This window comes from Neobacillus niacini (assembly GCF_000759675.1).
In the GTDB taxonomy this organism is placed as follows: Bacteria; Bacillota; Bacilli; order Bacillales; family Cytobacillaceae; genus Neobacillus; species Neobacillus niacini_A.
The window spans coordinates 332387-345752 of sequence record NZ_BAWM01000152.1; the positions used below are offsets into that span (position 1 = coordinate 332387).

The 13366-nt window shown below is 35.4% G+C and carries 17 protein-coding genes; 8 read left to right on the forward strand and 9 right to left on the reverse strand.

Annotated elements, in window-relative coordinates; all coding sequences use genetic code 11:
• Positions 1–57 precede the first annotated feature (57 nt).
• From TR08_RS28065 to TR08_RS28075, 3 genes are all read right to left on the reverse strand, one after another.
• Positions 58–240 (reverse strand): Arc family DNA-binding protein, encoded by a 183-nt coding sequence (locus TR08_RS28065; RefSeq protein ID WP_045523874.1) that lies wholly within the window; start codon positions 238–240, stop codon positions 58–60.
• A gap of 12 nt (positions 241–252) precedes the next feature.
• Positions 253–1119, reverse strand: a complete 867-nt coding sequence (locus tag TR08_RS28070; RefSeq protein WP_045523875.1) for an SPFH domain-containing protein — start codon at positions 1117–1119, stop codon at positions 253–255.
• A gap of 96 nt (positions 1120–1215) precedes the next feature.
• Positions 1216–2085, reverse strand: a complete 870-nt coding sequence (locus tag TR08_RS28075) for a YitT family protein (RefSeq protein ID WP_152597552.1) — start codon at positions 2083–2085, stop codon at positions 1216–1218.
• Between the two features lie 1152 nt (positions 2086–3237).
• On the opposite strand from TR08_RS28075, the gene TR08_RS28080 reads away from it, so the two are divergent.
• From TR08_RS28080 to TR08_RS31600, 5 genes are all read left to right on the forward strand, one after another.
• Positions 3238–4023 carry a GNAT family N-acetyltransferase gene (locus tag TR08_RS28080; protein WP_045523877.1) on the forward strand — a complete coding sequence of 262 codons (786 nt, stop codon included), beginning with the start codon at positions 3238–3240 and terminating at the stop codon, positions 4021–4023.
• 382 nt (positions 4024–4405) lie between these two features.
• The gene (locus tag TR08_RS28085) at positions 4406–4609 is read left to right on the forward strand and encodes a DUF1657 domain-containing protein (RefSeq protein WP_045523879.1); all 204 of its coding nucleotides are present in this window, start codon (positions 4406–4408) and stop codon (positions 4607–4609) included.
• A 64-nt stretch (positions 4610–4673) separates the two neighbouring features.
• On the forward strand, positions 4674–4877 hold the full coding sequence (locus TR08_RS28090; RefSeq protein WP_045523881.1) for a DUF1657 domain-containing protein: 204 nt from the start codon (positions 4674–4676) through the stop codon (positions 4875–4877).
• A 20-nt stretch (positions 4878–4897) separates the two neighbouring features.
• Complete coding sequence (locus TR08_RS28095; protein WP_045523883.1) at positions 4898–5758, forward strand: DUF421 domain-containing protein; 861 nt, start codon at positions 4898–4900, stop codon at positions 5756–5758.
• A gap of 37 nt (positions 5759–5795) precedes the next feature.
• Entirely contained in the window at positions 5796–5891 is a 96-nt protein-coding gene (locus TR08_RS31600; RefSeq protein WP_238579271.1) for a YvbH-like oligomerization domain-containing protein, read from the forward strand.
• A 63-nt stretch (positions 5892–5954) separates the two neighbouring features.
• On the opposite strand, the gene TR08_RS28100 is transcribed toward TR08_RS31600, so the two are convergent.
• Together TR08_RS28100 and TR08_RS28105 are read right to left on the reverse strand one after the other, a co-directional pair.
• Entirely contained in the window at positions 5955–6155 is a 201-nt protein-coding gene (locus tag TR08_RS28100; protein ID WP_045523885.1) for a cold-shock protein, read from the reverse strand.
• A 256-nt stretch (positions 6156–6411) separates the two neighbouring features.
• Complete coding sequence (locus TR08_RS28105) at positions 6412–6633, reverse strand: helix-turn-helix domain-containing protein (RefSeq protein WP_045523887.1); 222 nt, start codon at positions 6631–6633, stop codon at positions 6412–6414.
• 175 nt (positions 6634–6808) lie between these two features.
• Between TR08_RS28105 and TR08_RS32895 the strand changes: the two genes are divergently transcribed.
• A complete protein-coding gene (locus tag TR08_RS32895; RefSeq protein WP_193747866.1) occupies positions 6809–6982 on the forward strand; it encodes a hypothetical protein in 174 nt (57 codons plus the stop codon).
• 230 nt (positions 6983–7212) lie between these two features.
• Here TR08_RS32895 and asnS read toward each other — a convergent pair whose 3' ends face one another.
• Positions 7213–8604 (reverse strand): asparagine--tRNA ligase, encoded by a 1392-nt coding sequence (asnS, locus tag TR08_RS28110; protein ID WP_045523889.1) that lies wholly within the window; start codon positions 8602–8604, stop codon positions 7213–7215.
• Positions 8605–8856: 252 nt separating this feature from the next.
• On the opposite strand from asnS, the gene TR08_RS28115 reads away from it, so the two are divergent.
• A complete protein-coding gene (locus tag TR08_RS28115) occupies positions 8857–9087 on the forward strand; it encodes a hypothetical protein (protein ID WP_045523891.1) in 231 nt (76 codons plus the stop codon).
• Here the strand turns inward: TR08_RS28115 and TR08_RS28120 are convergent.
• Positions 9084–9560 carry a GNAT family N-acetyltransferase gene (locus tag TR08_RS28120; RefSeq protein ID WP_045523892.1) on the reverse strand — a complete coding sequence of 159 codons (477 nt, stop codon included), beginning with the start codon at positions 9558–9560 and terminating at the stop codon, positions 9084–9086. The two genes, TR08_RS28115 and TR08_RS28120, sit on opposite strands and share 4 nt — an antisense overlap.
• 98 nt (positions 9561–9658) lie before the next feature.
• On the opposite strand from TR08_RS28120, the gene TR08_RS28125 reads away from it, so the two are divergent.
• Positions 9659–9796, forward strand: a complete 138-nt coding sequence (locus tag TR08_RS28125) for a BA3454 family stress response protein (protein ID WP_045523894.1) — start codon at positions 9659–9661, stop codon at positions 9794–9796.
• Between the two features lie 47 nt (positions 9797–9843).
• On the opposite strand, the gene helD is transcribed toward TR08_RS28125, so the two are convergent.
• Positions 9844–12168: an RNA polymerase recycling motor HelD gene (helD, locus tag TR08_RS28130; protein WP_045523896.1), complete on the reverse strand. Its 2325-nt coding sequence runs from the start codon at positions 12166–12168 to the stop codon at positions 9844–9846.
• A gap of 183 nt (positions 12169–12351) precedes the next feature.
• Positions 12352–13332 (reverse strand): hypothetical protein, encoded by a 981-nt coding sequence (locus TR08_RS30595; RefSeq protein ID WP_052427654.1) that lies wholly within the window; start codon positions 13330–13332, stop codon positions 12352–12354.
• Positions 13333–13366 lie beyond the last annotated feature (34 nt).

Sequence of the window (13366 nt, forward strand, 5' to 3'; positions counted from 1 at the left end):
CGACAGAAAATGAGTAAATTTGTAAACCTGCCTGTTTAATCCGACAAATGCATATACTTATTCATCTTTCTTTCTTCCTGTGTTATCAGTTTTTTTTAGTCTACCTGAATCTTTTAAACCTTTTTTAATGATTATTTCTATTTGTGCATTTACACTACGAAATTCATCCTCTGCCCATTTCTCTAGCGCATCATAGATTTGCTGATCAATACGCAGTAAAAATCTTTTCTTCTCAGCCACTAAATCACAACCTTAGTAGATACTTCCTGTATTAATTATCGGCTGGCTACCCTTTTCAGAAACTAACGCTACCATTAAATTATTTACCATTTGCGCTTTCTTTTCTTCATCAAGTTCTACGATTCCCTCTGTGCTCAATTGGTCTATCGCCGATTTAACCATAGTAACGGCTCCCTCAACAATTACTTTCCTTGCAGCTAATACTGCCTTTGCCTGTTGTCTTTGAAGCATTGCATGTGCGATTTCACTTGAATAAGCCAAATGCATAATTCTCGCTTCGATAATCTCCACACCAGCAAGCTGAAGCCTATGCTGCAGGTCCTTTGTTAATTCATCTGCGACTTCATCAGAATGCTGGCGCAAAGAAATTTCATAGTCATTATTAAAATTATCGTAAGGATACTGACTTGCTATGTGGCGTAGACCAGTTTCACTTTGAGTATGAACGAACTCTTTATAATCTTCAACATCGAAAACCGCTTTTGCGGAGTCAAACACCTTATAAACAACTACTGCGGCAATTTCAATTGGATTACCTTCTAAATCATTAACTTTTAACTTATCACTATTGAAATTGATGACTCGTAAGGAAACGTTCTTTCTAACTGTTAATGGTACTGATAACCAAAAGCCCTCTTCTTTAATAACTCCTAGATAGCTTCCAAAAAGCGTAAATACTTTTGCTTGATTAGGCTGAATAACAGTAAAAGCTGAGATAAGAAGTACCGTTATGATAAGGGATACTAAAGAAACAATCAACATAAGAAAGTTTTCGCTCAAAATAAATTGCCTAATATTAAATACCGTCATTGCTCCGAATAAAAGTAAGAGGATAACACCCAAAAACCCGTTTATTTTAAACATTTCTTTTTCCTTCAAGCCAATCACTCCCTAAAAAATTATTTATCTACTATCATAATGATATCACTTTAATATCAAAAAAGATATCCATTAAAAGCCGCCATACGGCAGCTTTTAATGGATATCTTTTTTCTTAAACCTGCCTCCGCGAACTTCTGCAATATCGGCAACGGCGAGGAATGCATTTTCATCGCTTTCAGTAACAATTTCCTTTAACTTTGCTTCTTCGAGACGGTTGATGACACAGAAAATTACTTTCTTCTCATCACCTGAATAGGCACCCTCGCCATTTATATACGTAACACCTCGACCAAGTCGGTTCATGATCGCCTCGCCAATTTCTTGTGCATTATCACTAATGATCCAAACCGATTTGGATTCGTCTAGACCTGTGACGGTAATATCAATCGTTTTGTAAGCAACAAAATAGGCAATTAGCGAATACATCGCACGATCCCATGAGAAAACAAAACCAGCGCTTCCAAGTATGAATAAATTAAAAAACATGATTATTTCCCCAACAGAGAATGGAAGCTTCTTATTAAAGAGAATAGCTAGAATTTCAGTACCATCCAATGATCCACCATAGCGGATGACCATTCCTACTCCGATTCCAAGAACGATTCCCCCAAAAACGGTTGCAAGTAATATATCCTGGGTGAACGCAGGTACTGGATGAAGTAATGTGGTGCCAATAGATAGAATAATAATTCCATAAAGAGTGGATAATGCGAAGGTTTTTCCAATTTGTTTATAACCGATGTAGAAAAATGGAATATTGAGAAGAAAGATAAAAACACCTAATTTCCAACCAGTCAAATATGAAAGCATAATCGATATTCCTACGATGCCTCCATCAATAACATGATTGGGTACAAGGAAAATTTCCAACCCTACCGCCATTAATGCTGCGCCAATTGTAATCAGCATTATTCTTTGAATAATCTTTCTTTTTGGCAATCCACGGTGTTGGACTTTCTCCATGAGCACTTTTTGTTGCTCGTTTAGATTCATATTGGGAATTCCTGACATTATCTTGCCCCTTTCGAATAGACTTCTACTACCATTATAACAGGAAATTAATAGTTTTTTGAATTTTTATGCACTTTATTTCCCAATATTCCTAGCTGAAAATAAAATATTTGCCCATTTTATTCATTGCAAAAAATATAAAGAAGCCGCCTCATTTGAGACAGCTTCTTGGGAATATTAACCTCTTAGGGGACCCAACCATGACATCAGCCAAAATGTTTTTTCACTCTTCCTTTTAGTCCTTTTACCGATCTAATAGAAGGTTTAGTTTTTAGCCGATGTGTGTTGTTCCGTTGAAGGAATTAATTCACATGGGGTTTAATGGAATTCAAATTCCTTTAAAGAAACAAAATACCGGTATATTACTGATGGACTCATTATCCTTTTACTTGGATTAGCTTCTTGGCAATGTAAGATTTGTATTGGTTTAAGGTTTAGATAATAATATTGATAAAGATCCTTCATTTATCGAATATAATTATCTGCTTACTACTTCTTACCTTTTTAGGTGAGCACCTATATCCAAATTTAAGGACCCAATAGTTTGCTGCCTCTATTTGTTTTAGTTATTGTTTGTTGATTCTTTCTTTTCTTTATTACTTTAGGTTTCTTCACAAAAGGAAGCTTCCATAATAATTTTAAGAAAGATCGTTTTTGGTTTGAGGAATTTATCTACTTACTTTTTTCCATAGGTAGATAAATTTTACTTTACTCCCAAATTACAATAACTTGTGTACCCTAATTTTGAATGAGATGATTCCCTCTGTCACTAAAAAGAAAGTTTCGTTTGGACATACACCCTGCCAATTCAAGTTCCATCGCTCCACTTACCAAACATTGCAAAGGTAAAACCTTTACTACTCGTTCACAAACGGAACGAACACGGATGGTTGAGTCTCCTAAGAAGTTAACTTTGTATTTATCCTTTACACTTATAGTATATCACCAGATACTCTATGTAACACAAAATGTTGTGACGAATTGGTGAACTTTTCAAAATTAATAGACTATTAAAAATACTCATTTTTACCGAAACTATTAGATTATTAATATTGAAAATTGAATGCTATTTGATTAAGATTTAGAAAAAAGGGGGAGATTATGATGATTAGAAAATTGACTATAAATGACCATGACCTGGTCCTCTCTTATTTAAGTGAGGAACCCTCCATCAATTTATTTATTATTGGGGATTTAGAGGTTTTTGGATACGATTCTGATTTCCAAGAAATCTGGGCAGAATTCGATGAACATAGAGAAATCAAGGCAGTTCTTCTCAGATTCTATCAGTCATTTATACCTTATGCAAAGAGTGAATTTAATATCGCTGAGTTTGCTTCGATCATAGCCTCCTTTCCACAGCCGATTTTCTTATCAGGGAAAGCAGAGATTGTCGAGAAGTTTGAACCTTTTCAGGAGCTTCAGCTAGGAAAAAAACAAGAAACCTTTTTTGCAGAGTGTAAAAGTATTGAAAACCTTGGTGAAACTGACTTAGACATTAAAAAGGCTGGTCAAGATCACATTGACCAAATCTTATCCCTTCGCCGTTCTATTGACGAATTTCATCTCAGTGACAATGCAGCTGAAATGTTACGAACATCCATGGAATCCAATACTGCCAGAACCTATTTTACCGAAGAAGATGGTATCATGACCGCTTGTGTATCTACTACTGCAGAAAATTCCATTTCTGCTATGATTGTGGGAGTTTGTACACGAAAAGAATATCGCCGCAAAGGGTTAGCAACAGCCATTATGCAAGTACTTTTTAAAGATGTTTTAAATGAAGGCAAGGTTCTTTGCCTATTTTATGATAATCCTGAAGCTGGACGAATCTATAAACGACTTGGATTTAACGACATTGGTAAATGGACAATGTACCGAAAATAATATTTGCCGCAAAAGCTCCCTTTATTCGGGAGTTTTTTTGTTATTAGGGTAGGTCATTAGGGAAGATTAGTATTCGTAAGAGACATCCACATGTTGAAGCCTTGAATGCTGTGATGAAGTATTATGGTGACGGTGCAACAGTAATCATCTGGGAACACATATATCGACCGGATATAACAGTTTGGAAATTATGTTCCATCTGTCTTGAGCAGTCGGTACGATGGATTAATCTTCGTAGATAAATCACATGCACTACATCCACTTGTAATCGAAAGTCTTATTAATTAAAAATAGCAATATTTTCTCCTCACATAAATTTTGAGTAATTCCACATAATACTGCTTGTAATATAATTTTTGAAAAAGAAAGAAGGATTTAAGACATGACAGTTGGAACACAGGTAAAACAAGCATTAGCAGGATTAAAAAGTGCTCAAGCCAGCTTTGAAACTTTTGCTTTAGAAACTGATAATCAAAACGCAAAAAAACTCTATCAGGATGCAGCTCAACAAACTCAAACCGTCCTAGATAGTCTTGAACCACGACTTCAAGAAATTTTAGCTGAAGAGCCTCAATATAATCAATAAGTTTTAGAAGGGTTGGCATCCCTGCCAACTCTTTTCGTTATCTAATTAGAAAGGAAGTATAATCATGACCATTGCTGCAAGTGTAAAGCAATGCCTAGCGAATATGAAGGGAATTGAAGCACAGTTATCTTCACTTGCCATCAATTCTAATGATGAAGATACACAAGGAGTGTTCCATGATTCCATGGTAACAATCTCTTCCATAAAAAAGGATTTACAGACTCGTGTTTTGGAGCTTGAACGACTTGAACCACAATATAAAGGGTAAAAATTCTGAGGTGAATGAATATGCCTAGTTGGATTGATCTTATCATTCGTTCCTTTGTCTTCTTAGCACTTTTATTTTTCATGACAAAAATACTGGGAAAGAAGCAAATCTCTGAACTTTCTTTTTTTGAGTATGTTTCAGGGATTACCATCGGAAGTATTGCAGGTGAAGCGATAACTGGTCTTGAAAAAAATATGTTCCAAGGAATGGTTGCTGTTATTATCTTTAGCCTTGCAACTCTTTTTGCTGACATTTTAGCATTAAAGAGTAAATCTTTCCGGGACTTTATTGAAGGACGAGGGACTGTATTAATCAAGGATGGCAAGGTTCTGGAGGAAAATTTAAAGAAAGAAAAATACACCATTGATGAATTATCTGCCTTGCTTCGCCAGAAGGACATCTACCGTGTAGCTGATGTTGAATTTGCCGTTCTGGAACCAAGAGGAACTCTTAGTGCTTTACTGAAAAAAGAAAATCGTCCATTGACCCCAAAAGATTTACAAATGAAGGTACCCGCTGAAAAAGAACCACAAACGGTGATCATGGATGGAAGCATTTTAGATGAAGCATTGAGGTCTTCCGGGAAAAGCAGAGGCTGGCTTGAAACGGAATTAGAAAAGCTTGAACTAACGCTCGACAATGTATTTATTGGCCAAGTGGATTCTTACGGTGAATTAACAGTAGATATCTATGATGACAAAATACAAGTCCCCTCTCCATCACTGAGACCCTTATTATTGGCATCACTTAAGAAAACACAAGCAGATTTAGAAATATTTTCCTTAGAGACAGAAGACGAGAAATCTAAAGCGATGTATGATAAAAACGCGAAACTCGTACAGGAGACAATTGATAAACTCACCCCCTATCTAACGAGTTAATAACCTTTGAGCCTAATCAGTAACTGATTAGGCTCTGATTAACCAAGCTGCCTTCCAATGTCTCGAGGAAAGCAAGAAGCAATTTAACGTAAATGATTTTGGCTATGTATTTGAAAAATATATTAATAATTAATAGAGGTATTTATACACAAAGAAACAGACCCATAAAGGGTCTGTTTCTTTTCACACTATGTGATTAAGCTTTGTTTACGTTAGCTGCTTGAGGTCCACGAGCGCCTTTTTCAACATCAAAAGTTACTGCTTGACCTTCTTCAAGAGTTTTAAAGCCTTCGCCTTGGATAGCTGAGAAATGTACGAATACATCTTCTCCACCTTCACGTTCGATGAATCCGAAACCTTTTTCTGCATTAAACCATTTTACTTTACCGTTTTCCATATTTGTTGCCTCCTAGTGTGTAATCCACACATTGTATTACTATTCTTGCTCTTTGTGATCCAGGCGAAAAGCAATTACTTATTCTTCCCTTTACTACCGAACAAAAATAATTCTTCATAATCATACCAGAGAAAGAAGAATTAAGCAAGTTATCGTCCATTATTTACCCTTTCATACTTGCATAAACCTCTTACAGACTGGTCAAGTTATTAAAAATGTCACTAGGATGATTACCCTAGTGACCTCATAGCAGAACTTAAATTTTCTCTTCTAATTCCCAGTCGTATAAATCCTCGATCTGGCAATTTAATTCTTTAGAAATAGTCATGGCTGTACTAAGATTCATCACTTTCTTTGACATGTAGCCGTTAAGCTGTTCTAAAGGGATGTGTGTACTCTTTTCCAAACTTTTAAGATTCATACTGTTTTTTGATAATAGGGCTTTGAGGTTACTCTTTTTCGCTTTATAATTTGACAAAATGACACCTCACTTTTTAAATAGTGTAACACAATGAGAATTCAAAAGAAAGGAATCACACCTTAGCACTATATCCAACAGCTTGATAGTTACTGAAAAACCTTCATACATTAGTAACAGGTGATTTAACAAATAATATGTTATAATTAAATTTGATGAAAAAAGGGGTGTTGATTTGAGAAATTCAAATAACAGATTCAATAGCGGGCAAACTGTGAAACTTAAGGACACTGGCGAAGAAGTTACCATCTTAAAATGGCAATATGTGAAAAATATGAAAAGGTATTCATACATCGTGAAAGAGCATCCTGGTACATTTTTTTTCGAAGAAGAATTTCAAACTCAATAGATAAATAAAAAAGACCAAATCCAACGGATTGGTCCTCTTTTTATTTAGATAATATAATATAAATTTTTTACTATGAGAATTGTCTAGCGCAAGCAGCCTAGGGGCTCGAGTCATAAGCCACCCCCTGAAGAAGGCAAAAATCGCCTTCTTGCAGTGGTCGTCTAATGCCTTCGTCCCTAGGAAAAATGAACTGCTTTTTTCCCTGGGCAAGGCGCTTCCGCTTTTCTTTATTAAAATTCTGCGTTACCTGTCGTTCTTGGGAATGGAATAACATCTCTAATGTTTGACATTCCAGTAAGGTACATAATTAACCGTTCAAAGCCTAGACCATAGCCTGAGTGTTTTGTACCGCCATATTTTCTAAGCTCTAGGTACCACCAATAATCTTCTTCACTCATACCAAGGTCATTAATTTTTCCAGCAAGAATATCCTCGCGCTCTTCACGCTGACTTCCACCGATTAGTTCCCCAATGCCTGGTACAAGTAAATCAGTAGCGGCAACAGTCTTGTTATCTTCATTCAATCTCATATAGAAGGCTTTAATTTCCTTCGGATAATCCGTTACGAAAACAGGTTTTTTGAATACTTTTTCGCATAAATAGCGCTCATGCTCTGTTTGCAAGTCAAGTCCCCATTCAACTGGGTATGCAAAGGTTTCGCCGGATTCCATTAATATATTAATGGCTTCCGTGTATGTCACACGTCCGAAATTTGAAGTGTGAGCATTATTAAGGCGATCTAATAAGCCTTTTTCAATAAAGCTATTGAAGAAATTCATTTCTTCTGGAGCTTGTTCAAGGACATAGCCAATTACATACTTCACCATATCTTCTGCAAGATCCATAATTTCAGGCAGCTCAGCAAATGCTAATTCCGGCTCAATCATCCAGAATTCTGCCGCATGTCTCGCCGTATTGGAATTCTCCGCTCTAAATGTCGGACCAAACGTATAAACATTGCGGAAGGCTAATGCAAAAGCCTCTGCAGATAATTGTCCACTTACCGTCAGATTGGTTTCTTTGTTAAAGAAATCCTTTGTTAAATCTGTTTTCCCCTCTTCGTTTTTTGGAGGGTTATCGATATCTAGAGTGGTAACGCGGAACATCTCACCTGCACCTTCTGTATCACTACCCGTGATAATTGGTGAATGTACATAAACAAATCCCTTATCTTGAAAGAATTTGTGAATCGCATAAGAAGCTAACGATCTAACACGGAAAACCGCAGAAAAAGTGTTAGTACGTGGTCTTAAATGAGAAATGGTTCTTAAGTATTCAAATGAATGTTTTTTCTTTTGTAAAGGATAGTCGCTATTTGAAAGTCCTTCAATAGCAATATTTGTCGCTTTGATTTCAAATGGCTGTTTAGCTTGTGGAGTATGGATGAAATCTCCTTCTACTTTAATAGATGAACTGATTGGAAGTTTAGCGATCTCTTTGAAATTCTCCAATTGTTCGTCAAATACTATTTGAACACCTTTAAAAAAGCTGCCATCATTTAATTCAATGAATCCAAAGGTTTTTGAATCGCGAATCGTGCGGATCCAACCAGATAATCGAACCTTCTGATCGATGTAGTTCTCTGTGTTTCTGTACAAATCCTTAATTAAGGCTTGTTTCATTAAAATACAACCTCCAACTCTTATGTAAAAATAAAAATCCTCCCGCCCTCATGGGACGCAAGGTAGTTTTCCACAATATCATTGTTTCTTATATCCCTTCAATATTATATAAAACTCCCGCCAAATAAGCAATATTCAACAAAAACCCTGTTTGTTTATATGATTTTTCAGAATATTAGCAGGATTTTTCAGAAGGGAAGTCGAAATTATTAGCAAATGTTCGATTCTTGATATAAATAAGGAGTGTTGATGGTGGATAAAGTTACTTGTATTGCTTTTCTCCTGTATCATTCTTCTAAGAGTCAAGACATCAAAGAAAAAGCCATTCAATTACTAAATGGCGATGTATCCATTAGGGATTTAAAAAGAAATGCTTCCATTCAAGCCCAATTAGTACTGGCAGAATCTATGTTAAGAAAGAATAACGTCGACAAACACAAGGTTCAGCTTTTTGCAGAGGAATTTTTGTTACTTGAGGTCTAAGCTTCCTTAGGGAAGTTTTTTTCATAAACAAAAATTTCCTTGCCATAATCACTTTTTGCTGTTTTAATATAAAGAAACCCCAATGATTCCCAGAATTGATTTGCCATTACATTTTCTTTTATGACACCAATGCGAACACGTTCTAAACCTCGATTGCGCATTTCACTTTCATAAAGTGCATATGCCTGTGCACCAAAACCAAATCCTTGATAATCACCATGAATCATCAAAAGTCCCAGCCATGGGTACTGATCTTTTGGATTTTCCATTAAGTAATCCATCACCCCAATATAGGTATCATCAAGTTTGATAAAAACACTAATGGTTTCAGGATTCAAAAACTCTTCTTCTAATTCTGAAAGCTCCCTTTGGGCACTACCATTTTCAATAATATTATAATTTGGATTTGAATTTATCATTTCAAGCGCAATATAAAGCGTTTCTTTTGTTATCTCTTCAAAATGCACTGACATCTCTTAACCTCCTATCTAAAACGAATAAAACAATTATATCAATTTAACCTAAAATGCATACAAATTTTCAAAAAACTATAGATAAGAAAGGTGATTTTATGCTCCAAGTAAATGTAAAAATAACGTATGAAGGAAAAGACTATTTAACAAATGTTTTAGCAAACGCTAACACGTCCGATGAGGAAATATACCGTCTTGCTTATGAACAAGTTCAACAACAATGGAAAAATAACTAGGTATCAAAACAACAGCGACCACCTTTTTGGTCGCTGTTGTTACGCTGTTATTCCAACTCATACAATGTTTCTGGGACATCGTTCATAAGTGGACTGATTTCATTCGTTGCATACATGTGCAGCCTATGCATAGCACGAGTACAAACAGTATAGAATAATTTTCTTTCACTTTCATTCCTATATTGAGAACTATCATATAGAACAACAGCGTCAAATTCGATTCCTTTTGCTAAATACGACGGAATCACCAAAATGCCTTTTTCATAAGCAATTGTTGCCTTCTCAATTAGATGTATAGGAATGTCATCTTTAAGTGCTGCGTATACCCTTTTACTCTCCGCTGCCGTTCTACAAATAACCGCAATGGTTCTATGCCCTTCTTTTAAAAATTCATTTATTTTATCCAAAATAAACCCTTTTAATTGGTTATTCTCAGCTTGTTTAATCGTTGGCTTTTTGCCATGGCGATTAAATGGTTCAATTTTTTCACCGCCCTCAATCAAGCTGCTGGTGAAATCAACAATTTCCTTTGTAGATCGATAGGTCTTGGTTAAAATAATCTTTTCAATGTCTTCTCCCTTTTCTTCATAATCCGATATAACAGTAGCGGAACCTGTCGCACCTGAGAAGATCGCTTGATTAAAGTCTCCAAGAAGGGTCATCTTACTATAGGGGAAGAGCCTTTGAATTAATGCAAACTGAAATGGCGAATAATCCTGTGCTTCGTCAATAAAAATATGACGTATACCTGTCGAAGATTTTCGTCCTTTAATTAAATCCTGTAAGTATACGAATGGTGTCGCATCCTCGTAGGCAATTACATAGTTTGCTAATTTCTCAACTGTCTGCAAACAAATTTGTGTCCAATCATCTAGAAGGACTTCTTGGTTTTCAGAACCCATTTTAAATAACTGACTATACAATCCCTTCATATCGAGAAAATTTAACTTTTTAACTCGAGAAAATAATGGCCTGAATTTCTGTTTCACTACTTTTTCAGCCAGAATCTTTTGTTCCTGATCAAAATCATCAAAGCTTTTTTCGGTAAAACGATTTTTCTCTTGCAATTCTTGATAAGCCTCTAAAAAGTCCTCTTTTTCAAGAAATTGTAGCTCTTCCTCTACCCAGCTTTTGGAGCGTTCCTGTCTGACTTTTCTCTTTAACTCTCTTAACAGCCAATCCTTTACCATTTCCATTCGGTTAGGGATCGTGAAACCCTCATCTAAGGAATAAAAATAATCATAGATTGCTTCATTAGAAATGATAATTTCTCCACGAAAAACTAGATCTTTAAAAAGGAGACCCTTTTGAGACAGTCTATTTGCATACTGATCAATAATTTCTTTGAACTCGAGACTTGACTTATATTGAATTCCCTTAACCCTTGTATGATAGTCTGGCTGTTCATGATTGTTAAGTAAAAATTCCATTTGGTCAAAAGGGTCCTCGACATCAAATTGACTGCCAATACGATTATTTAAATATTCCATAAAGGTGGCTTGTTCCATGTTCTCTTCCCCTAGTTCAGGGAGTACCGTTGATACGTAGGAATTAAATAACGGGTTCGGTGAGAACAACATGATATTTTCCGACTTTAACGTTTCACGATATCGATACAATAAATACGCAACTCGTTGGAGGGCTGCAGATGTTTTACCGCTTCCGGCTACCCCTTGAACAACGAGGAGTTTACTTCGTTCATTACGGATAATCAGGTTTTGTTCACGCTGAATCGTAGCTACAATGCTCTTCATTTGTGCATTAGCATTATTTCCAAGGACCTCTTGGAGCATTTCATCGCCAATGGTTACACCTGTATCAAACATTGCTTTAATGTTGGAGGAACGAATGATAAATTGTCTTTTCAAACTCATTTCGCCTTCTATTTTCCCGTCCAATGTATGATAAGAAGCAGGACCTGGAGCAAAATCATAATAAAGGCTTGAAATGGGGGCTCGCCAATCATAAATTAAAAAATTCTCATCATGCTCATCCATAAGGGAAGCAATTCCGAGATACACTTGATCAGCATTTTTTTCATCTGATTCTAAAAAATCAATCCGTCCAAAATAAGGTGAATATTTTAAGCGTTCAAGGATTCGGATCTGTTTATCCATTTGTTTAAATGTCCGTTCCCGCTCAGATAACAACTCTGCCTGTTGCTTTATGCTGGCTGCCGTTTCAATAACGTCATCCGGCTCATCCATATTAACCGTTACATCCTCCCAGAAAGTCTTTCGAAGCTCAAGAACATCTGAACTAACACCGCCAGTATTTTTCTGGAGTTTATGCTTTTTCTTATCAATTTCATTACTAACAAAATTCACTCGTTCCTGCTCTATCAGCAAGTCACTTTTTACCGTTTCGCTCATTTGACCACTCTCCAGAAAAATTTAGTCCCATAAATATTTGACAGCTATACCTTTGATGTGTTATTATATTATAGAGATAATTTAATTTACTAGTGCATTTTGTCTGAGACCAAATTTCATTTTATCATGATTCTTTTATGATTACAATAAGTAACTAACGCCCTGAAGGCGTTTTTTTTATGTCTATTCTAGATCACATCCTATTTTCGTTAACGATTCATCCTTAAAATTTTCACTCTCAACGGTTTTTCTCGCTCCATAAACCAAATCTCTATATATTCCATATAAAAAAATCAACAGAATACGTACCGTAAAATAATTTACAACATGAAATTTTTCCTTTACTAATTTTCGCATTTTAAAAGTCTGATCTAATCCTATCGTCATTACAAGAACTCTTAGCTTAGAAGTCCAGTTATTTCGTTTCAAAAATGACAATGTTGAAAAGAATGAAAGGGAAATGGCATACAACGGAACGATAATAAAATGTTCTGTCCAAGAATGATACCTCCCAAAACCGAAACGAATCTTACGGGTAGAAGCAAATAGAAATATTATATTTGCTTCTGTCACCATAATCATTAAGAAAAGCGATATAAAGCGAATGAACGGATTTTTTTTACTTAATAAAATATTCCAAAAATCACTGATTTTGAAGTATATTGGGATCAAAACTAAGGTATATACAGTTTTCCACCAATAATGTTTATAAACTTTCAACCTCAAAAACAAGAGTTCAACCAATGAAAAATATAAGCCTCCAAGTAATTTCCAGATCCATCCTAATTTTAATGCAGTAGAGAAAACTGCAGTAAATGGGACAAATATAGCCTGTGATAAAATAGCACCAAGGATATTATCAAAAAAATTTTTTTTCATTACTCTTGGCTTATACCTATAGGCTTTAAAAAGATTTAATACAAAAAATTCCAATAAATACGCAAAACCGATATTTGACATTAAAAGAGTAAATAATTGCTTTTTATTTTTACGTTTATAAAACGAGTACCCCAGTAGACCAGTGTGGATAAGGAATAAAATAATAAAAGGTATTATATTTCGTTTTGGATTCTTCATACACACATATCCCATTTCATAATCAGTATTAATGGTAGTATTTGATTTCCCCCCCTTTTCATTCCAACATTTATTTAACAATTCCACTTTCACATCCAAAAATTTCATAAAAATTTACAAA